The following is a 19,041-nucleotide window of genomic DNA, read 5'->3' on the forward strand; positions in this document are numbered from 1 at the left end:
AGCAGGCCCTGAACCACAGCAAGAGAACGTAGACTCGGCCCGCCGATTCAGGAGGGGACATCGATGCCACGCACCCCGCGGACAGCCGACGACAGCGCATCGTCGTCGCGCCGGAAGGCCGCCGCGACGCTCGGCGATGTCGCGACCCACGCCGGCGTCTCACCCGCGACCGTCTCCCGCGTCCTGGCCGGCAACTACCCGGTCTCCCGCTCGGCCCGCCAGCGCGTCCTGCGCTCGATCCGCGAGCTCAACTACGTCGCCAACACGCACGCGCGAGCGCTGGCTGGTGTCCAGACCAAGACGATCGCCTTCGTGCTGGCCGACGTACGCGGACCGTCTTTCGCCGAGGCCGCGCACGGTGTCGAGCAAGAGGCCGCACGACTCGGTTGGCTATGCCTGATCGGCACCACCCAAGGCGACCGCGACCGCGAGCTGGCGATCGTGCGCCTGATGCGCGAGCAGCGCGCCGGCGCAGTCGTGCTGATCGGTGGAGTTGCCGACGCCGACGACTACGACGAGCAGATGACCGAGCTTGCCCACTCGCTAAGGGCCGCAGGCTCACTGCTCGTGCTCTGCGGCCGACCACCCCTCGCCAAAGGCGTCCCCGCGGCGGTCATCGGCTACGACAACGAGGAAGGCGCCTACGCGATCACGAGCCACGTGCTGGCGCAGGGCCATCGGCGCATCTTGTTCCTGGGCGGCGAAGAACGGCACACGACGAGCATGGGCCGCCTCGACGGCTACCGCCGCGCCCTCAAGACGTTCGGCGTGGAGTTCGATCCCAGCCTGGTCGAACACGGCGTCTTCACCCGCGCCGCCGGCTACCAGCTCACCAAGAAGCGACTCACCGGGAGCCACGACTTCACCGCGGTCTTCGCAGCGACCGACGTGATGGCGGCCGGCGTCTACGCCGCGGTCACAGAAGCCGGCCTGAGCGTCCCGGACGACATCTCGATCGTCGGGTACGACGACATCGAGCTGGCGCAGGATCTCCGTCCGAGGATGACGTCGGTCCACGTCCCGTACGAGGAGCTCGGCCGGATCGCCGCCAAGGTCGCCGCCGACGAGGACCACCAGCGCGAGGACTGGCCGGGCCTCCAGGTCACCCTGAAGACCCACGTGGTCGTCCGCGACTCAGTCGCCAGAAGGGACTAGCTCGGAAGGGACCAACTCCGCCAGCACCCGGCGCGCGGTCTCACCTAGATCGTTGCCCAAAGCAAACGTAGTCACGTGCCGCGGCGACCGCCCCGGCGGAGCTATCAGCACCAGCGGTACGTCGTGCGTCGCCAAGTACCCGAGTTGCGCCTGCGTGAAGTCCACCAGCACCCCCACGACACCGCGAGTCCCCCGCGCCGACACCTGATCGAGCCAATGCCGTGGCACCGGCCGATCAGGAACCACTGTCGTCACCACAACCGACAGACCGGTACGGCGTGCCTCCAAGTCGAAGGAGTTCAGCACCGCACCGGCCGGCGCCGGACTGGCCACGACGAGGTCGACCAAGGCGGCCGGCCGATGACCGGCCGCGCTCACGTCTCCGGAGTAGCCACGTTGCCGCAGTACGTCCCGGACCCGGGCCCGGGTGGCCGGCGCGACGTCCGGGTAGGCGCGGAGCACCTTCGACACCGTGGACACCGAGACGCCGGCCTCCCGGGCGACGACCGCCAGTTTCGATCGCGCGGTCATCGATCCGGTCCTACTGACCCTTGAGGTACGCGTCGGCCTGCTTGGCCATCTCGGCCTGCAGCTTGCTCAGCCCGGCCTTGTCGACGGCCTTCTTCAGTTGGTCCAGCCCCTTGTCGACGTCGACCGCGCCGATCCACAGCGGGTTGCCGTACTGCGTCATCGCCGCGGTGATCTGGCTGTCCTCCCGCTTCACCGGCGTCACGTCGGGGACGAAGGACGAGTACGGGTCGACGGTGAAGTTGTTGTAGTCCTGGGCCCAGTCGAACCACTCGTTCTCGGTCGGCGTGATGTCCTTGATCTTCTTCTCCAGCTGCTGCCGCCAGCACAGCGCGTACCCCGGGAAGCTGTACCCGGACAGCTGCTCGATCCGGTCGGTGCCGACCGGCTTCCAGTCCTTGCCCTCGACGCCGTAGCTGAGCAGGTCGTGGTTCTCCTTGATCGACACCCAGTCCTCGAGCTGCATGGCCCGCTCGTTGCTGCGGCCCTTCGCGTTCAGCACCACGAAGTTGTCGGCCTGGAACGTCTGGTTCGGCTTGGCGTTCTTGCCGCCCCGCAGCGGTACGACGTTCGCCAGCTGAGCAGCCGGGACCGCCTTGCGCAGCGGCGCCAGCGACTGCGACGACAGCCCGTCCGTCATCGCCCACCGGGTCGCGATGCGGCCGGACTCGAACTGGGTCTTGATCGCGTTGGAGTCGACGTTCAGCGCGTCCTTGTTGATGATGCCGTCCTGGTAGTACTTGCGGACGGTCCGGAGCGCGTCGATCACCCCGGGCGCCTCCCAGAACGGGATCGGGTTGGACGACCCGGTGGTCTTGCCGTCCTGCGACAGGTAGAACGGGAACGAGCCGCCGCTGAAGAACTGCACGCTGACGTGCGGGTTCTCCCAGTCGTGCCGGTTCAGCCAGCCGACCGGCGCGAACGCGATCAGCAGGTCGGGCATGTTGGAGTTGATGCCGATCGGCGTCAGCTTCTCCTTCTGCTTCACGTCGTACCAGTACTTCTCCAGCTGGTCGAACGTGGTGATGGTCCCGAGACCGAGCTTGTCGGCCAGGTCCTGCCGGATGGTGAAGTGGTGCAACCGGGCGGCGGAGTTGACCTGCGGGATGCCGTACAGCTTGCCGGACCACTTGTTCTGCTCGATCAGTTGCGAGTCGAGGTTCTTGCTCAGGTTGGGGTACTTGCCGATCAGCTCGTCGACCGCGACCACCGACTTGCTGCCGACCAGCTGGACCATGTTCAGCCAGCGCGCCTGCAACGCGGTGTCGAAGTTCTCGCCGGCGGTGAACTTCAGCAGCGCCTGCTGCTGGTAGTTGGACCAGGCAATGAACTGCGGGGCGATGGTGAAGCCGAGGTCGTTCTTGAGCTTCTTGTTCACCTCGGCCAGGATCGGGTCCCAGCCCTTCGGTACGTCGCCCGGCAGCAGCAGCGACAGGGTGTCGCCACCGGACGACGACGAGCCGGACGTGGACGAGTCGCCGCAGCCGCTGAGGCCGAGTACGGCGCCGATGGACAGGCCGCCGGTCGCGGCCAGGAAACCGCGCCGGGAGAGTTGCGTGGCGGGCACAATGCCTCCTGAAAAGGATGGAGTGGCTGGGGATCAGCCCTTGGTGGCACCCAACGTGATGCCTTTGACGAAGTAGCGCTGCGCGAACGGGTAGGCGAGCAGGATCGGGCCGATGGTGACGACCGTCAGAGCCAGCCGGAGCTGGTAGACCGGCGTGGACTGCCCCGACGAGGTGGGCAGCATCTGCGAGAACGACACGTTCGAGACGAGGTTCTGCAGCAGGAGCGGAAGGGGGTACTTGTCCGTCTCGGAGATGAACAGCAGGGCAGTGAACCACTCGTTCCAGTAGTGCACGGCGTAGAACAGGCCGACCACCGCGAGGATCGGCTTGGACAGCGGCAGCCCGATCCGGAAGAAGATCTGCATCTCCCCCGCGCCGTCGATCCGGGCGGACTCCATGATCTCCTCGGGCAGCTGGCGGAACGCGCTGACCTGGATGAACACCAGGAAAGGGGCGATCAGCAACGGCAGGATGACCGCGAAGTACGTGTTCTGCAGCTTCAGGTACTGCGTCACCAGCAGGTAGAGCGGGACCAGTCCGCCGGTGAACAGCATCGGGATGTAGGCGAAGATCGCCAGCGGGCGGCTCACGTACGGCAGCCGGCGGGCGATCACCCAGCTGAGTCCGGACGTGAAGGCGAGGGCGAGCGCCGTACCGACGACCGTGATGAAGACGCTCGCGGTGTAGGCGCTGAGCACGGTCGGGCCGGTGAAGATCATCTCGTACGACGCCAGCGAGAACGGCTTGGGCAGCAGGCTGTAGCCGGTGGTGGCGAGCTTCTGCTCGTCGGTGAACGAACCGGACACGATCATCCAGAACGGCACCACGCAGATCACCATGAACAGTCCGACACCGATCAGGCTGACGATCGTGAAGGGCTCGGGCCGGGTACGGCGGTTGCGCGTCGTGGCGCGGCTGGTCACCTTGGCGACACTCGAAGTCAATGTGGTCACAGCAGGCTCGTCTCCTTCGAGTAGCGGCGCTGGACCAGCACCGCGGTCGTCACCAGGACGAATCCGACGACCGACTGGAACAGGCCGACCGCGGCCGTGGTGCCGAAGTCGCCGATCTGGCGCAGCGACCGGAACACGTAGGTGTCGATCACGTCGGTGGTCGGGAAGAGCGTGCCGTTGTCGCCGATGATCGCGTAGATGGTGCCGAAGTCGCCGTAGAAGATCCGGCCGACGCCGAGCACCAGCAGCACCGCGGCAGTCGGCTTCAGCAGCGGCAAGGTGATCCGCCATGCCATCTGCGCCCGGCTGGCGCCGTCGATCTGGCCGGCCTCGTAGACCTCCTCGGGGATCGAGGTGATCGCCGCCAGGAAGATGATGCTCATGTAGCCGCCGAGCTGCCAGATCTTCACCACGGTGAGGATCCACGGCCACGGACCGGGCTCGCTGTACCAGTCGAGCGTCGGCAGGCCGAGGCCGGTGAACGCGTCGTTGACCAGGCCGCCCGAGCCCTGCGGGCCGGACAGCAGCACCTGCAGCATGATCGCGATCACGACCGGCGAGACGAAGTACGGGAAGAAGATCACCGACTGCGAGACCCGCTTGAAGAACCGGCCGCGGATCTCGTTCAGCATGATCGCGAGCGTGACGCCGGCCGCCAGCGTGGCGGCGAGGAACAGCGTGTTCAGCACCAGCGTGTTGACCAGGATCCGCTTGGCGTCACCGGAGCTGAAGAAGTAGCGGAAGTTGTCCAGGCCGTTCCACGGGCTGCCGAAGATGCCGCGGCTGATGTCGAACTCCTTGAAGGCGACCACCAGGCCCGCCATCGGCGCGTAGCTGAACACCAGGAAGGACGCGACCGCCGGCAGCGCCAGGGTGCTCACCCACAGACTGCCCCGCAGGGTCACCCACCGCCGGCTGCGACTGGATCGGGTACTCATCGCGAGATCCCCTCGATTGGATAGAAAGCGCTTTCCAGTGCCGGAAACATAGCTCCGGCGCATAGGCCTGTCAAGAACGGAAGTGCGCTCTGGCAAACGTTGTCTATGCGCACGTCACGCCACCCGCTCGAGATCGGCCAGCGTGACTTCGTGCAGCAACGGACGGCCGGCCACCAGGCGGGCCAGCTCGTCCACGGCACACGTGCCCAGCCGGGCCAGCTCGTTGCCGTGCGACCCCGCGATGTGCGGGGTGACGAACACGTTGGGCAGGTCGAACAGCTCCGACCGTGGCTGCAGCGGCTCCGGATCGGTGACGTCGAGTACGGCGGAGATCCGCCCACTGCGCAGTTCGTCGACCAACGCCTCGGTGTCGACCAGCTCACCCCGCGCGGTGTTGATCAGCACGCTGCCGTCCGGCAGCAACCCGAGTCCGGCGCGGTCGATCATCCGGTACGTCTCGGCCGTCGACGGCGCGTGGACGCTGACGATGTCGCTGGACGCCAGCAACTCCGGCAGGCTCACCCGCGGTATGTCGACGTCGTCGGCGTACGGGTCGTAGAGGCTGACCTCGAAGTCGAACGGGCGGAGCAACTCGATCACCTGCCGGCCGATCCGTGACGCCCCGATGATGCCGACCCGGCGGCCGTAGTTCCCGACGTCGGGATGGATGTAGGCGAGGGTGAACGATCGCCCGCTGCGGTAGTGCTCGCGGAGCGCGAAGACGCCCTTGCCGGCCAGCAGGATCGCGCCGAGCGCGTACTCCGCGACCGGGATCGCGTTCGCGGCGGCGGCCGACGAGACCACGATGCCGCGTTCCCAGACGCCTGTGGTGACGTGTGCCTTCACGCTGCCGGCGGCATGCAGAACGGCGCGGAGCTTGGGCGCTCGGGCGAGGAAAGCCTCATCCAGTGGCGGGCAGCCCCAGCCGGTGATCAGCACCTCGAGCTCGTCCAGCCGGCCGGCCACCCGCGGGTCGTCGAAGTCGTCGACGACCAGGCTGGTGTCGATGTCGGCGAGCTCGCCGAGCCGCTGCCGCACGGGTGGCGGGAACAGCATCGGCCAGTGCTCCGCGGCGAGGGCGAACAGCGCCACCGGGCGATCGGTCACGGGCGGTTCTCCGATCAGAATCAGGGATAGAAAGCGCTATCTACGCTAGGACGGCAAGCGCCAGCACGTCAACAGTGCGGAACACCCAGTGAGTCAACGAGATGCGGGCATGCAGCCGCGGAGGGAGGCTTGTCAGCTCCCTGGGCTCACCGTATGGTTAGCGAACGTTTTCTATCCGGCGTACCGCATCCAGCGGTAAGCCAGCGGCTGACCCGCGTTCCACTCGTCCATCTCCTGCTGGGAGACGTCCACGAAACCCACCCCCAGATAGGTCCGGATCGCCGGCGCGTTGTCCGGCCGCACCCGCAGGAAGATGTCCGGGTGCCCGGCCGCGATCGCGGGCGTCAGCAGGGCGCGGACCAGTTCGGCCCCGATCCCCTGCCCGCGTCGCTCCGGATCCACGATGATCCGGGCCAGCTCGACCTCGTCCTCGTCGTCGTCGAGCCACACTTCGCCGTACCCGATCGGCTGGTCGCCGTCGAAGTACAAGTACGCCTGGATGTCAGGCTCGATCTTCCGCCAGCTCGTGACGATGTCGGCGGGAAACGGGTACTCCGCCCGGCCGCACAGCAACCCCACCTCGCGCGGTGTCCGGGCCCATCCGGCCACGTGACCGTCGTACCCCTCTTGCACCCCCCGGAGCTGCCTCATTCGTGGTGCGGCGGGACCTCGCGCAGGATGCGCTCGTCGTCGTCGGCGGCGAAGTCGTTGTCGCCCCAGCTACGCGGGTCGTCGTCGCGGGTCTGGTCGGGCAGCAGCGGCTCGTCGTCTTCGTACGGGCTCGTCATGGCTCCAGATTACCGAGTCGACGCGGCTCTCCGGTATCCAATTCACCCGGTACGACGCCCGGCGGCAGCTGCGGTTCGCCAGCTGCCTGGAGCAGCGGCGCGATCCCCGGTTCGCCTTGCCAGCGGTCGTTTCCGAGCACACACCACGCGGTCAGCACGGACAGTGTCGGGGTCGCCAGACCGGCCAGCCGCAGCGGCTCCGCGTTCTGGAAACCGAAGGTGATCATCCAGTTCTCCGGATCGGGGTAGAACTCCTGCACGGCGCTGTAGTAGAAGCTCAGCCAGCCCCGCTGCGGCAGCATGCACAGGATCCGGTAGTTCGTCGCCACGGTCGGGACTTCCTGCAGGTCGCGCCACATCAGCTGCATGTCCCGTTTGGCCGCGGCCTTCCGGCTGGCGTTGACCGCTGCGTTGGCCGCCATCATCCCGAGCACGACACCCGGCTTGCCGATGAACAGCCCGCTGTTGTGCGTGTAGCGACCGCTGCCGCCGTACAGCCGGGCGTAGTGCGCCGGAGTGTTGACGTAAGCGACCTCACCGGGCTCCAGGACGAGCCCGTACATCGTCAGCGGCTGCGGACTGTGGCCGGCCAGCAGCCAGCGCGCCCAGTCGATCCCGAGCTGCCACTCGTCCCGCTCACGCTGCGCCGCCGCCTCGTCCTTCTTCTTCCGGCCCACGGCATGTCATCGTAATCGGGGGCGAACAGCGCGTGCGCGTTACAGGTGTGCCTCGGTTGGCGCTCGATCGGGCTGCGTGACCGGAACGACGCGCCGCCGTGATGCTTCTGGCACGCGCGACGTGACCCCCTTCGACCATCATGGGTGCCCTTGCCAACCCGGAAGGACCGAGTCGTGAGTGCATTACGGACACGGGGCCTGATCGGTGCGACGCTCGTCGTGGCTGTACTCGGAGTCACCGCCGCCTGCGGTGACGAGAGCGCCACGCCCCCGCCCGCCGCCCAGCCCACGGATACCCCGACCACCCCTTCGTCGCCCACCCCCAGCGGCACCCCGAGCATGGACTGCCCCGACACCATCGCGGCAGTGCGTGCGGCCACCGACAAGGTCGTCTGGGGCAAAGGCGCCGCCAAGTCCCTGTTCAACCCGGTCAGCGTGACGGTCTGCCAGTACGACGCGAAGGCGTCCGGGCAGGACTACGCGACCGTCAGCACGAAGCGCAACGCCAAGCAGGCCACGGACCTGTTCGCGCTGGTGAACGCCCCGAAGCCGGTGGCCAAGAAGCCGAGCTACTGCACGCAGGAGCTCGGCCCGACGTACGTGCTGCGGTTCACCGACAACGACCGCGGTGTCCTGTCCTACACGGTGGAGGCCTACGGCTGCCGCCGCTTGGTGGCGACCTCTCTGGAGGGCCAGGGCAAGCCCGGCGAACTGCCGGCGCCCCGCCAGGTCACACCCGAGCTGATCAAGTCGCTCGGCCTGCGCTGACCCTGCCCGGACGCGCCCCCCGAAGCCGTCCGGACCGGGGTCAACCCGCGCCTGCCTTGCGGGTCCCCTCCCTGGGTTGACCCGCAAGGCAGGTGGCGGCTCCCAGCCATCTGTTGCAAGCTGCAGCATGCGAGTGTTCCGGTTGCTGTGCGCGGTGCTGCTCGTCAGCACCGCCTGCTCCTCGCCGGGGGCGACACCGTCCACTGGTCCATGTATCCGCGGCTTCACCTGTACGACGCTGAGCGTGCCACTCGGCGAAGACGGTCAGACGTTGAAGCTGGCCGTAGCCGCAGCCGACAACGTGGACGCACCACGTGGTGTCCTGCTGATGCTCACCGGCGGTCCAGGTCAACCAGGTGTCTCCCTGCTACCGCGGGTCCGCACCAACCTGGATCCGGACGTGCTGCGCGAGTACAGGCTAGTGATGTTCGACCAACGCGGCACAGGGTCCTCTGGCATCAATTGCCCTTCGCTGCAAGCAGCTGTGGGTGGTTCGGACTTCCTGGCTGCGCCCGCCGGGACTGTCGAGGACTGCGCGAAACGCATCGGCCCGGGACTCGGGTACTACGGCACACCGGACACCGTCGAGGACATCGAGCGACTGCGCCAGCACCTCGGTGTCGAGCGGCTGACGCTCAACGGAACGTCGTACGGGAGCTTCACGGCGGCGCAGTACGGGCTGAAGTACCCGGACCGGGTCGCGTCGCTGGTGCTGGACTCGGTCGTGCCGCACAAGGGGTTCGACCCGTTCAGCGTCGAGCTGATGACAGCTACTGGCTCCGTGCTCCGTGCTGCCTGTCGACAGGACCCTGCGTGTACGACGGACCCGGTCGCCGACCTGGCGTGGTTGGTTCGGCAGGGACCCGTCGATGGCACGAGCCTGTTGGAGAGCATGTCGATCTCCAGCCTCAACGCGGTCAACCCATCGCTGAAGGGGATCCCGGCGATGCTCCACGCCGCCCGCAACGGCGACGACGCGGGGCTGAAAGAGTTCGTCCAAACGGTCACCAGCAGGAACAGCGCGTACGACGAACTGTCCGCCGGACTGCACCTGGCCACACTGTGCGCCGACCTGCACGTCACCAAGGCCAGCGTCGAGACCGGGCTGACGAAGCTGGACCCGGCGAAGCTGTATCCGTACGACCTCGAGACAGCACGCAATCAGCTGATCGTCGACGGGTGCTCCCGGTGGCCGGTCGCGCGGATGTCGACGTACCCGGCGGCTGACAAGCTGCTGCCGCGGACGCTGATCCTGCACGGCTCCAACGACCTGTTCTGCCCGGTGGAGTGGGCTCGGTGGGAGCAGGCGCATGCACAGTCGGCCAAGCTGGTCGTCGTACCCGGAAGCGGGCACAGCGTGCAGCGGGATCCGCGTGGGCGGGCGGAGGCCCGGGCGTTCTTGCTCGGCTGAGACTCGACTGTGTGTGATTGGTTGCAGCACCCTGCGCCACTCGATGCGTCTAATAGGTGTGAGGTGTTGTACGCCCAGCCGGGGAGTGGCGAGTGGAGTTCGAGGAGTACGTGTCCGCGCGCGGACAGGAACTGGTGCGGCTCGGTTTCACCGTCTCCGGCGACTATCAGCGAGCAGAGGACCTGGCGCAGATCGCGTTGATGCAGGCGTTCCGGTCGTGGCGGAAGGTGCGGAAGGCAGACGACCCGCACCACTACGTCCGGCGGATCCTGATCAACGAGTACCTGTCGATGACGCGACGGCGGTCGTTCACCGAGTCACCGGCGGCAGAGATCGACGTGGAGCGCACGGTTCCCGACCACGCCGCCGAGGTGGCGAACTCGGACGCGCTGTGGCGGGCGCTCGCTGAGTTGTCGGCGCGGGAGCGAGTCGTGCTGGTGCTGCGCTACTACCAGGACCTGGACGACCACACGATCGCCGAGGTGCTCGGCATCAAACCGTCCTCCGTCCGGGCGACCGTCAGCAGGGCGCTCGCCACGCTACGGAAGACCAGGCAGTCCCACCACGTGTGATGAGAGGTTGTCGTGAGCAACACCGATCTCGAGGATGACCTGCGGGGAACCTTCGACCGTGCCGCGGCCTCGGTGCCGCCGGCCACCGGTCTGACCGAGCGCGCGACCACGGGCGCCCGGCAGGCCCAGCGCCGTACCTGGATCATCTCCGGCGCGGCCGCGGTGGCAGTGGCCGCCGTCGCCGTCGTCGGGTTCAGCCTGGGCGGCGGGAACTCACCTTCGCAGCCGCCGGTCGCCGGCGGGCAGGCTCCGGTCGCGACGCCGTCGGTGCAGGCGCCGCCGTCGGCGGAGAGCGTGGCCGGGACGTGGCGTCCGGTCCAGATGGCCGGGCTCACTTCGCTGAAGGCGGAGCGCCCGGACGACCCGGTGATCGAGTTCCGCGCGGATGGGACGTGGACCGGTTCGGACGGCTGCAACGGGCTGCAGGGGACATACACGATCGGTCAGCGCGGCGAGTTCACCGCGAAGGCCGGACTGCAGCGGCTGATCGGCTGCGACAACGTGCCGCACACCGCCGTACTGGAGGGTGCCAAGCGGATCACGCTGGACACCGACACGCTGAAGTTCTTCGGCGCCGACGGGCGTGAACTTGCAAGTTACGCTCGCGCACGGTAGTCACATTTGCTCGCTGACGGTGATCGGCTCTTGACTGAGCGGAGTTCCTGACCGGACGATGTATGCGGCCGTCCACCGATTTGGGGAGCTACGTGCGACTCTCAGTTACCGTCCCGCTGCTCACACTCGGATCCATCTCACTCTTCGCGGTCGGCCTGACGGCGTCCGGGGCTGCCCCGGCCGCCGCGGCGCCGTGCTCCCACGCGCAACCCAGCGCGAGCTCAGTGCAGTCGAAGCGGCTGTCCCAGCCGACGTCGGCGTCCGACCCGCGGCCGCTCGGCGAGAGCCTCGGCGACGGCATCAGCCTCGCCGTCCGGTCGCTCGAGCCAGTCGACGCCACCGGGCGGCCCAAGTCCGGCCTGCCGTACGGGTTGAGCCAGGGTGTGATCGGCGTGGTCGGCTCTGCGTCGACCGGCTACAAGGTGGTGGTGGACAGCTCGATGGTGGACACCCGCAGGTACCAGGCCGCGATGGACCGCAACCTCCCCGCGGCCGGCAAGCAGATGGTCGGGATCGAGCGCAGCTGCCGGTCCGCTCGCGCGATCGCCGACGCCTGGAACACGGTCGGCGCCCGCTCATGGTCGGCTGACGCCACCCGGACCACGTTCGCCGCCGACCTCGATCCCGTCAGCGAGGACATCGTCGTCGAGTACGACAAGGCGACGACGTCCACCTCGTCGTTGGACGGGTTGCGCGGCGCCTCCGGCGTACGGCTGGTCGAGAGTTCACTCGCGCGGACGTCCCGGCTCAACGACACCCCGAAGGGCGGGCATTGGGGCGGAGCGCGGATCACGTCGGCGCTGAAGAACTGCACTGCCGGCTTCTCCGTCGTACGGCGCTCCAACGGCCAGCGCGGATCGGTGACCGCCGGGCACTGCGGTGGTGTCGGGACGCTGTGGAAGTCGGGCAGCCACTACTACGGCACCACCTCGGTCCGCACGAACTACCCCGACTACGACCAGGCCCTGCTCACCGGCAGCACGTACGGCGCCAAGATCTGGACCGACGGCCCCGGCGACTCGGCCGACACCCGCACGGTGAAGGGCGGCGGCGACCCCGGCGTCGGCACGGTCGTCTGCCAGTCCGGCAGCTTCAGTACGTCGCTCTGCGGCATCACGGTCCGCTCGACCTCAGCGAAGTACTGCGACACCGACGGCTGCACGACGTACGTCATCCGCGCCACCCGCGGCGGCCAGGTCGCGATCGTCGGCGGCGACTCCGGCGGCCCGGTCTACACCGGTCGCGGCTCCACCGGCGCCACCATCCGCGGCACCACCTTCGCCGGCTCCGGCTGCGCCTCCTCCCGCTGCACCACCCTCTACGCCGAGCGCTACGCCTCCATCTCCGGCCACTTAGGCGTCTCTGCACTCACCGGTTAGGTCCACACGGCCAGGATCACCGCAATCACAAGGATGCTGACGACGTGGTAGCCGGCGGTGATCCCGATCCACGTTTGCGGCTTGGGCTTCCGCGGATCGAAGAACCCCGTCACGTAGAGCGCCGGCGCCACCAAGAACAGCCCGGCCACCAGCCCCAGCACGACGCCCTCGCCGAACGTGTCGGTCCCACTCGCCTCGGACACCATCGCCAGCGCCACCGTCGTGACCAGACAGGTCAGCAGCGGTACGACGTACATCACCGCCGGTGTCGCCTGCTCCTCGTCCGCCGCGGTCCACCCAATCGCCTCCTGCCACTGCTTGCCAAAGGCAACCGGAGCGAACCACAACCCCCCGATCCCGAAATACACCACCACGCTCACGACCACCGCGAGCCAGTTCAAGTCCCCCAGCACACCGAAACTCATGATCCCTCCCCCACGAACGCCCCATGACCGCAGCGTGCGCCGACCCCACCTCCGTGTCCAACGCTCACCCTCCGCACACGAAGATGAGCCGCACCCCCAGGTTCCGCTACGCTGTCCCCGTCTGTCCGCCCCCGTAGCTCAGGGGATAGAGCGTCGGTTTCCTAAACCGTGCGTCGCAGGTTCGAATCCTGCCGGGGGCACTCTGTAATGTCTCAAGACCTCGGCAACACCCGAACCCACGATTCGTGGGTTCGGGTGTTGCCATTTGGGGTTTGGGGGCGGGGCCTGGGGGTCGTCCGGTGGGTTGGTAGTCGAGGGTGAGTTCGCGCAGGAGTTCGCCGGTGGCGGCGTCGACGACGCGGATCTCGAGGTCCTGGATGTGGAGCACGGCGTCAGCCTGGTGCGGGCGAGTCCACGCCTGTCCGAGTATCCTCAGCGCCGGGCTGCGAGGACCTGCGCCTGCCCACCCACAGTCCGAGCGCCACCAGAACGAGGCCGAGGATCAGCAGCACGATCGGACCCCACACCTCGATCCAGCTGAGCAACTGGTCGGCGTTCGCCGCCCTGTCTGCCGCATCCTGCACCGAGGCCTGGTCTTCGGCGACGTCGATCGTCAGTACCGGGAGCAACGGAATCGATGCCGCTCCGGTCCCCACGTTGGCGACCACCGAGCGGTTGATCTTCGTATCCAATGGAGCACCCAACGCGGCGTCTGCCCAGACGTCGTACGTACTGCTGGCCGTATAGCTGAGTGGTACCTGGTCCGGCAGCACCGACAGGAGCGGGAGGAACCTCTGCTGGGTCTCTGCCGGCAGCAGAGCGAGCAGTTTCGGAGCGAGCGTCCTCGGAAGCGAGGACGGCAACTGCTGCAGCAACGCGGGATTGGCCAATGCACCAGACGCGGTGGCCCGATAGTGGTAGGTGTCGCGACCTTCACGCGTCTCGGTGCCGACGTACGTCACTGGTACGGCGGTCCGCGTCGGGGTGTCCCAGTACGTGTAGACGCCGGACTTCGGTTCCGGATCGACCGGCAGGCTGACCGTCAGTCCTTGGTGCTTTTCGACCTCGACGCCGTTGATGGACGCGGTTTCGGTGAGGTCGTTCCGGTCGACTGCGTACGTGTGGTTGTCCTTCGACGACGTCGTTCCAGCCTTCAGTGTGAGGTCGTCATGGACGATCGCCGTGCTGCTGTCCGCCTCGCTGACGTAGACGTGCCGGTCGAGGGTGACCGGGATGTCTCGCGCGAGCGCGTTGGCCACGTCTCCCGACTGCAGTGCCGCGGCGTTCAGCACGGTGCCCTTGCCGCTGTACGCCGTAGTGATGTCGGTGTCAGCGGGCAGTTTCGTCGCGCTCGGCGCGACGACGAACCTGAGCAGGGCCGCACTCAGGATCAGCAGCGCCCCGACCCCGATGAGAAGCCATCCTGAGCGGCGCATCTCGAACCTCCAGACTCCGACAGATTTGCCCGTCGTGAATCCCATGGTGGTCGTTCTACGAGAAAGCCGATTCATCCCCACCGGGTGACTACTCGGACTCGGGGCGCGACTTCATGGGATGAGTATTACGAAGCCCTCTGCGGTGGCCGCGTGGTAGCCGATCCGGGCAACAAAGAGGACTGAGTTCAGAGACCTTACAAACCTACATTTGTCGCGAGTCCTAACTTGAGCCAGACGGGTCATTCGTGCTGCTGGTGTGTGATCCAGGCGGCGATCTGACTACGGGAGTTGAACCCGAGCTTGCGCAGGATGTGCTCGACGTGCGCTTCCGCGGTGCGCTGCGCGATCACCAGCTTGGCGGCGATTTCCTTGTTCGACATCCCCTCGGCCACCATCGCCGCGATCTCACGCTCGCGTTTCGTCAGGGCCTGGTACGGCCTGGACGTGAGCGTTGCGGAACCATGCGCGGCATCCGCCGACGCGCCGGGCGCCAACGACGGTTCGGCTTTCTCACTCAGCGCGTAGGCGATGACCTTGTCCGGGGCCAATCGGGCTCCTTTTCGGTGGGCCGTCTCGTACGCCCGCTCACCGAGGGACTCCCGGCAGCGCGTCCTGGTCTGCTCTCGCCACTCCAGCAAGAACGCGAACCCCATCAGTGGGCTGCCGATCTCCTTCCAGCCCATGTCGGCCGCCCCGAACAGCACCGCCGCTCGCCGTGGATCGCCCTCCGAGACCGCCGCCCAGGCAATCACATCGATACAGAACGGGATACCCAGCTGATCATTCAGCTCCCGCTTGGCGCGCAGCGCCGAACGCACATGGGTCACGGCCGTCCTGGGGTCATCGGCGGCCCAGGAGGCGACACCAAGGTTCCACTCCACCCAGGACCGGGCCCAGCGCTCGCCGAGCGACTCGCAGATGCGCACGCACTCGTTGAGGAGGGCCACCGCGTGGTCGACGTCGCCGGACAGGACGGCCGCCCCCGCCCGATAAATGAAAATCAACAACGCGGGGCCGGTCCAGGTGTTCGCTGCACGGTGCCGGGCCAGGGCCTCGTCCAGCATGGGCACCGCGACGGCCATGTTGTTGCCGAGCATCTCCGCCTGGCCGAGGTATTGGATCGCGTACGTCAGCTCCGTCTGGTCACCCAGCTGCTCGGTCAGCTCACGAGCCTCGTTCAGCAGCACCAGGCTGAGCGGATTGTCGCCTTGCACGAAGGCCATCCAGCCGTTGATCCACAACGCCCGGGCCCGCTCCAGGCTGGGCCCGGGATCGGCGGCGAGCGCCCGATCCATCCAGTGCCGGCCGTCCCGCACGAATCCGCAGCCCACCCAGTAGAACCACAGGGCGTTGCACAGCCGCAGCCCCGACCTGGCCTCACCGGGCTCCGTCAGGCAGTACTCGAGCGCTGCCCACATGTTCGCCCGCTCGGCCCGCAGCAGGCCGGCCCACTCGGCCTGACGCGGGCCACATGACTGCTCATCCGACCGTTCGGCCAGGGCCAGGAAGTAATCCCGATGCCGGCGACGCAACCGGGATTCCTCGCCCGCCGCCGTCAGCCGCTCTGCACCGTACTGGCGGATCGTCTCCAACATCCGATACCGGGCCCGCGACTCGTCATCCGCGCGGACCAGGATCGACTTGTCGACCAGACCGGCCACCCCGGTCAGCACCTCTGCCACCGTGAGCCCGTCACCGGCACACACCGCTTCGGCCGCGTCCAGATCGAACTCACCGGAGAACACCGAGCACCTGGCCCACAACGTCCGCTCCAGCTCCGGACACAGGTCGAAGCTCCACTCCACCGCTGCCCGCAGCGTCCGGTGCCGCGCCTCCACGGTTCGGTCGCCGCTCGTCAGGATGCCGTACCGATCCCACAACCGAGCCAGGATCTGTTCCACCGACAACGCCCTCAGCCAGACCGGCTGCGAGCTCGATCGCCAGCGGCAACCCGTCCAGCTGCCGGCACAACCGCGCTACCGCCGCCTCGTTCTCGGGACCGAGCCGGAAACCAGGCAGCACCGAGGACGCTCGGTCCTCGAACAACGTCATCGCCTCGTACTGGCGGGCCGTGCCGGAGGTCAGGGAGTCCGGCTCTGGCACCGACAGCGGAGGCACGAGCCAGACCTGCTCAGCGCCGATCGCCAACCGGTCCCGGCTCGTCGCCAGCACCCGCAGCTCCGGCGCTTCCGACAACAGCCTGCTTGTCAGGCGAGCGCACGCGGGCAACAGGTGCTCGCAGTTGTCGAGCACCACCAGCAGACGCTTGTCCGCCAGATAGTCCACCAGCACGTCGATGAGTGCCCGACCCGAACTGTCCGACAGCTCCAGCGCCGCTGCCACCGCGCTGTCCACCAGCGAGTCGTCATCCAGCTTCGCCAGCTCCGCCAGCCACACACCGTCCGGGAAGGCCCGTCGCACATCACGAGCCACCTGCAGGGCCAATCGGGTCTTCCCCACCCCGCCGACGCCGGTCAGGGTCACCAGCCGCGAGCCTTCCAGCAGCCGCCTGACATCAGCCCGCGCCGTCCGACGCCCGACGAAGCTCGTCACAGCTTCGGGAAGGCGGCCGGACCGCTGGCGCAAGGTGCTAGTCACAACGCTTAATCCCCAACCTGTCACGATGGCGATCCCTACGCTAACCCTCCAGTAGCCTCTCGCCGGGACTCATACTGCCCTCAAGCCACGTTGCCACACTATGCCCCAGCGCAGCCACGGGCCGCACGGAATACAGGCAGGCACTGCTGGCGGTCCCGACCCGCCTGGGCCACGCCCTCGCGGCAGCGGTCGGCGCTCATCGCGAGCTCCCAATGCCGCTCGGTGTCATCGGCCCAGGTGTAGTGGTCGTTCGAGACGAGGTCGACCTCCTGCGCCCAGCTGGCGTCGTCGACGACCGCGACGTCACGGTTGACCATGAAGTTGTCGTCGAGTTCTTCTGGATGGGCGGCGTAGGAACCCCCATCATCAGGAGACCTCGACCCCTACCCGGCCACCGACGCGCCGACCAGCGCTACACCCTGACGCGAAGATTCGCCTCCGGTGGCCGGCCGCGGTGGGGTGCTACGAGGCGTGGTCGAGCGTGACTCGGTAGCCCATTGCTTCGAGTTGGTGGATGGCTCGTTGTCTGGCTCTTTCCGGCCGAAGACGGCTGTAGTAGTCGGCCCCGGGATCGTCGTAGAGGGTGCCGGTGGTGCCCATGTGCCAGATTGTGACGAGGAGTGCATGTTGGACGGCGACGTTGGCTTTCTGCGGTCCACGGCGAGTTGCGATCCGCCGGTACTTCGCGTTGAAGTACGTGCCGGGCGTGCGGGCGATTGACATCGCCGACGCTCCGAGAGCGCCTTGAAGATAGGGGTTGCCCGGTCGGGTCCGGCTGGACTTCACGCGACCCGCAGACTCGTTGTTCCCCGGCGTCGTGCCGGCCCAGGACGCGAGATGTTTCGCGGACTGGAAACGTCGCATGTCGGCGCCGGTCTCGGCCACGACGACATCGGCGGTCAGGGTACTGACTCCGGGGATTGTGCAGATCAGGTCGTGGAAGCCACGAAAGGGCTCCATCATCGCCTCGATCCGCTCAGTCAACTGCCTGATCACCGCGGTGTGCTGATCGATGAGATCGAGGTGAACGCGAGCGAGGAAGGCGTGGTGGTCGTTGAACCGGCCGACCAGCGCTTCGGTGAGCTGCGGGATCTTGACCCGCATGCGGCGCTGGGCCAGATCAGCCATCCGGCCGGCATCGCGGTCACCGGCGACCAGGGCCTCGATCATCGCTCGCCCCGAGACGCCGACGATGTCGGTGGCGATCGAGGAGAGCTTGATCCCGGCGTCCTCCAGCAACTTCTCCAGTCGCTGGATCTCACGGGAGCGTTCCCGCGTGATCGCTGTCCGGGTCCGAGTCAGGTCACGCAACTGCCGGATCGGCTCCGGCGGTACGAACGAGCCGCGCACCAGACCATGCGCACCGAGCTGAGCCAGCCACGTGGCGTCAGCGACGTCGGTCTTGCGACCAGGCAGGTTCTTCACATGCCGGGCGTTGACCAAGACCACCTCCACCCCGGGCAGATCCTCAAGCAGGTAGTAGAACGGCTTCCAGTAGTCACCGGTCGCTTCCATCACCACGCACGTGACCTGCTCGGCAGCCAGGTGCTCACGCAAAGCCAGGACCTGCGTCGTCATCGACGACCACGTCGTGACCGTCTCAACCGCCTTACGCCGGCCAGGTCCTGCGACCCGGACACACACCTTCGCGTCCTTCTTCGAGATGTCCAGCCCAGCGCAGCGGACGTGTATCACTTCCATCCCAACTGCTCCTTCCCGCCATCGGACTTGATCTTCCACAGCATCCGTCGCGGGGAGGACAGGGAAAGAGAGGAAATCTGACGCTCGGGCTCAAGGCACCAATCCACGGTTCCCGTGGACGTCCTCCGCCACCATGCTCAACTACAGGCTCACAGACACCAGAGGGTGACCGGGATCAACCACGACGGACACCACCAGCATCCAGCCAACACCCGCAGCCCTCAACCAGCCCACGCCAGAATCTTCGCGCACCACGGTGCGCCCCGAAGGCGGCGCCGATCTGCTCAACTGTGAAGAGCCTATAATCCCAACGCCGTTCGGTTAGCGGTCCGGTGTTGGTGGCAATGGGGTGATCGTGATGTGGATGCTGGTCTTGTAGCTGCGGCGGTCGGGGTCGCGGGTCTTGGCTCGGTACTTGGATA

The 19,041-nt window shown here is 67.4% G+C and carries 20 protein-coding genes and 1 tRNA gene; 7 read left to right on the top strand and 14 right to left on the bottom strand.

What is annotated here, in order from left to right; genetic code table 11:
• Nucleotides 1-63 precede the first annotated feature (63 nt).
• Nucleotides 64-1,155 (top strand): LacI family DNA-binding transcriptional regulator, encoded by a 1,092-nt coding sequence (locus tag ACIBL3_RS42925; RefSeq protein ID WP_396359772.1) that lies wholly within the window; start codon nucleotides 64-66, stop codon nucleotides 1,153-1,155.
• On the opposite strand, the gene ACIBL3_RS42930 is transcribed toward ACIBL3_RS42925, so the two are convergent.
• The 8 genes from ACIBL3_RS42930 to ACIBL3_RS42965 form a co-directional block, all read right to left on the bottom strand.
• Complete coding sequence (locus ACIBL3_RS42930) at nucleotides 1,135-1,686, bottom strand: LacI family DNA-binding transcriptional regulator (protein WP_396359773.1); 552 nt, start codon at nucleotides 1,684-1,686, stop codon at nucleotides 1,135-1,137. The two genes, ACIBL3_RS42925 and ACIBL3_RS42930, sit on opposite strands and share 21 nt — an antisense overlap.
• A 10-nt stretch (nucleotides 1,687-1,696) precedes the next feature.
• Entirely contained in the window at nucleotides 1,697-3,250 is a 1,554-nt protein-coding gene (locus tag ACIBL3_RS42935) for an ABC transporter substrate-binding protein (RefSeq protein ID WP_396359774.1), read from the bottom strand.
• A 33-nt stretch (nucleotides 3,251-3,283) separates the two neighbouring features.
• On the bottom strand, nucleotides 3,284-4,204 hold the full coding sequence (locus tag ACIBL3_RS42940) for a carbohydrate ABC transporter permease (protein ID WP_396359775.1): 921 nt from the start codon (nucleotides 4,202-4,204) through the stop codon (nucleotides 3,284-3,286).
• Entirely contained in the window at nucleotides 4,201-5,142 is a 942-nt protein-coding gene (locus tag ACIBL3_RS42945) for an ABC transporter permease (RefSeq protein WP_396359776.1), read from the bottom strand. The genes ACIBL3_RS42940 and ACIBL3_RS42945 overlap by 4 nt, the downstream gene beginning before the upstream one ends.
• Before the next feature lie 114 nt (nucleotides 5,143-5,256).
• Nucleotides 5,257-6,249: a hydroxyacid dehydrogenase gene (locus ACIBL3_RS42950; RefSeq protein ID WP_396359777.1), complete on the bottom strand. Its 993-nt coding sequence runs from the start codon at nucleotides 6,247-6,249 to the stop codon at nucleotides 5,257-5,259.
• A 171-nt stretch (nucleotides 6,250-6,420) separates the two neighbouring features.
• Complete coding sequence (locus ACIBL3_RS42955; protein ID WP_396359778.1) at nucleotides 6,421-6,900, bottom strand: GNAT family N-acetyltransferase; 480 nt, start codon at nucleotides 6,898-6,900, stop codon at nucleotides 6,421-6,423.
• On the bottom strand, nucleotides 6,897-7,037 hold the full coding sequence (locus tag ACIBL3_RS42960) for a hypothetical protein (protein ID WP_396359779.1): 141 nt from the start codon (nucleotides 7,035-7,037) through the stop codon (nucleotides 6,897-6,899). Before ACIBL3_RS42960 ends, ACIBL3_RS42955 begins: the two co-directional genes overlap by 4 nt.
• Nucleotides 7,034-7,714, bottom strand: coding sequence for a hypothetical protein (locus ACIBL3_RS42965; protein ID WP_396359780.1), 681 nt, complete (start codon nucleotides 7,712-7,714; stop codon nucleotides 7,034-7,036). The genes ACIBL3_RS42960 and ACIBL3_RS42965 overlap by 4 nt, the downstream gene beginning before the upstream one ends.
• Nucleotides 7,715-7,888: 174 nt before the next feature.
• Here ACIBL3_RS42965 and ACIBL3_RS42970 point away from each other — a divergent pair, with 174 nt between their 5' ends.
• From ACIBL3_RS42970 to ACIBL3_RS42990, 5 genes are all read left to right on the top strand, one after another.
• Nucleotides 7,889-8,482, top strand: a complete 594-nt coding sequence (locus ACIBL3_RS42970) for a hypothetical protein (RefSeq protein WP_396359781.1) — start codon at nucleotides 7,889-7,891, stop codon at nucleotides 8,480-8,482.
• Between the two features lie 127 nt (nucleotides 8,483-8,609).
• A complete protein-coding gene (locus ACIBL3_RS42975; protein WP_396359782.1) occupies nucleotides 8,610-9,893 on the top strand; it encodes an alpha/beta fold hydrolase in 1,284 nt (427 codons plus the stop codon).
• A gap of 92 nt (nucleotides 9,894-9,985) precedes the next feature.
• Nucleotides 9,986-10,465, top strand: coding sequence for a SigE family RNA polymerase sigma factor (locus tag ACIBL3_RS42980; RefSeq protein WP_396359783.1), 480 nt, complete (start codon nucleotides 9,986-9,988; stop codon nucleotides 10,463-10,465).
• 12 nt (nucleotides 10,466-10,477) lie between these two features.
• Entirely contained in the window at nucleotides 10,478-11,080 is a 603-nt protein-coding gene (locus ACIBL3_RS42985) for an META domain-containing protein (RefSeq protein ID WP_396359784.1), read from the top strand.
• 92 nt (nucleotides 11,081-11,172) lie between these two features.
• On the top strand, nucleotides 11,173-12,459 hold the full coding sequence (locus ACIBL3_RS42990) for a hypothetical protein (protein ID WP_396359785.1): 1,287 nt from the start codon (nucleotides 11,173-11,175) through the stop codon (nucleotides 12,457-12,459).
• Here the strand turns inward: ACIBL3_RS42990 and ACIBL3_RS42995 are convergent.
• Nucleotides 12,456-12,884: a DUF1761 domain-containing protein gene (locus tag ACIBL3_RS42995; protein ID WP_396359786.1), complete on the bottom strand. Its 429-nt coding sequence runs from the start codon at nucleotides 12,882-12,884 to the stop codon at nucleotides 12,456-12,458. The genes ACIBL3_RS42990 and ACIBL3_RS42995 overlap by 4 nt on opposite strands.
• A 127-nt stretch (nucleotides 12,885-13,011) precedes the next feature.
• Between ACIBL3_RS42995 and ACIBL3_RS43000 the strand changes: the two genes are divergently transcribed.
• A tRNA-Arg gene (locus ACIBL3_RS43000) sits at nucleotides 13,012-13,084 on the top strand.
• 192 nt (nucleotides 13,085-13,276) lie between these two features.
• Here ACIBL3_RS43000 and ACIBL3_RS43005 read toward each other — a convergent pair.
• The 5 genes from ACIBL3_RS43005 to ACIBL3_RS43025 all read right to left on the bottom strand — a co-directional run bounded on the left by ACIBL3_RS43005 (nucleotide 13,277) and on the right by ACIBL3_RS43025 (nucleotide 18,619).
• On the bottom strand, nucleotides 13,277-14,320 hold the full coding sequence (locus ACIBL3_RS43005) for a porin PorA family protein (RefSeq protein WP_396359787.1): 1,044 nt from the start codon (nucleotides 14,318-14,320) through the stop codon (nucleotides 13,277-13,279).
• Nucleotides 14,321-14,559: 239 nt separating this feature from the next.
• A complete protein-coding gene (locus ACIBL3_RS43010) occupies nucleotides 14,560-15,915 on the bottom strand; it encodes a LuxR C-terminal-related transcriptional regulator (RefSeq protein ID WP_396359792.1) in 1,356 nt (451 codons plus the stop codon).
• Between the two features lie 136 nt (nucleotides 15,916-16,051).
• Complete coding sequence (locus ACIBL3_RS43015) at nucleotides 16,052-16,918, bottom strand: ATP-binding protein (protein WP_396359788.1); 867 nt, start codon at nucleotides 16,916-16,918, stop codon at nucleotides 16,052-16,054.
• 98 nt (nucleotides 16,919-17,016) lie between these two features.
• On the bottom strand, nucleotides 17,017-17,235 hold the full coding sequence (locus ACIBL3_RS43020) for a hypothetical protein (RefSeq protein WP_396359789.1): 219 nt from the start codon (nucleotides 17,233-17,235) through the stop codon (nucleotides 17,017-17,019).
• 145 nt (nucleotides 17,236-17,380) lie between these two features.
• Nucleotides 17,381-18,619: an IS110 family transposase gene (locus ACIBL3_RS43025; protein WP_396359790.1), complete on the bottom strand. Its 1,239-nt coding sequence runs from the start codon at nucleotides 18,617-18,619 to the stop codon at nucleotides 17,381-17,383.
• Nucleotides 18,620-19,041: the final 422 nt, after the last annotated feature.

This window comes from Kribbella sp. NPDC050124 (genome assembly GCF_044460355.1).
GTDB lineage: Bacteria > Actinomycetota > Actinomycetes > Propionibacteriales > Kribbellaceae > Kribbella.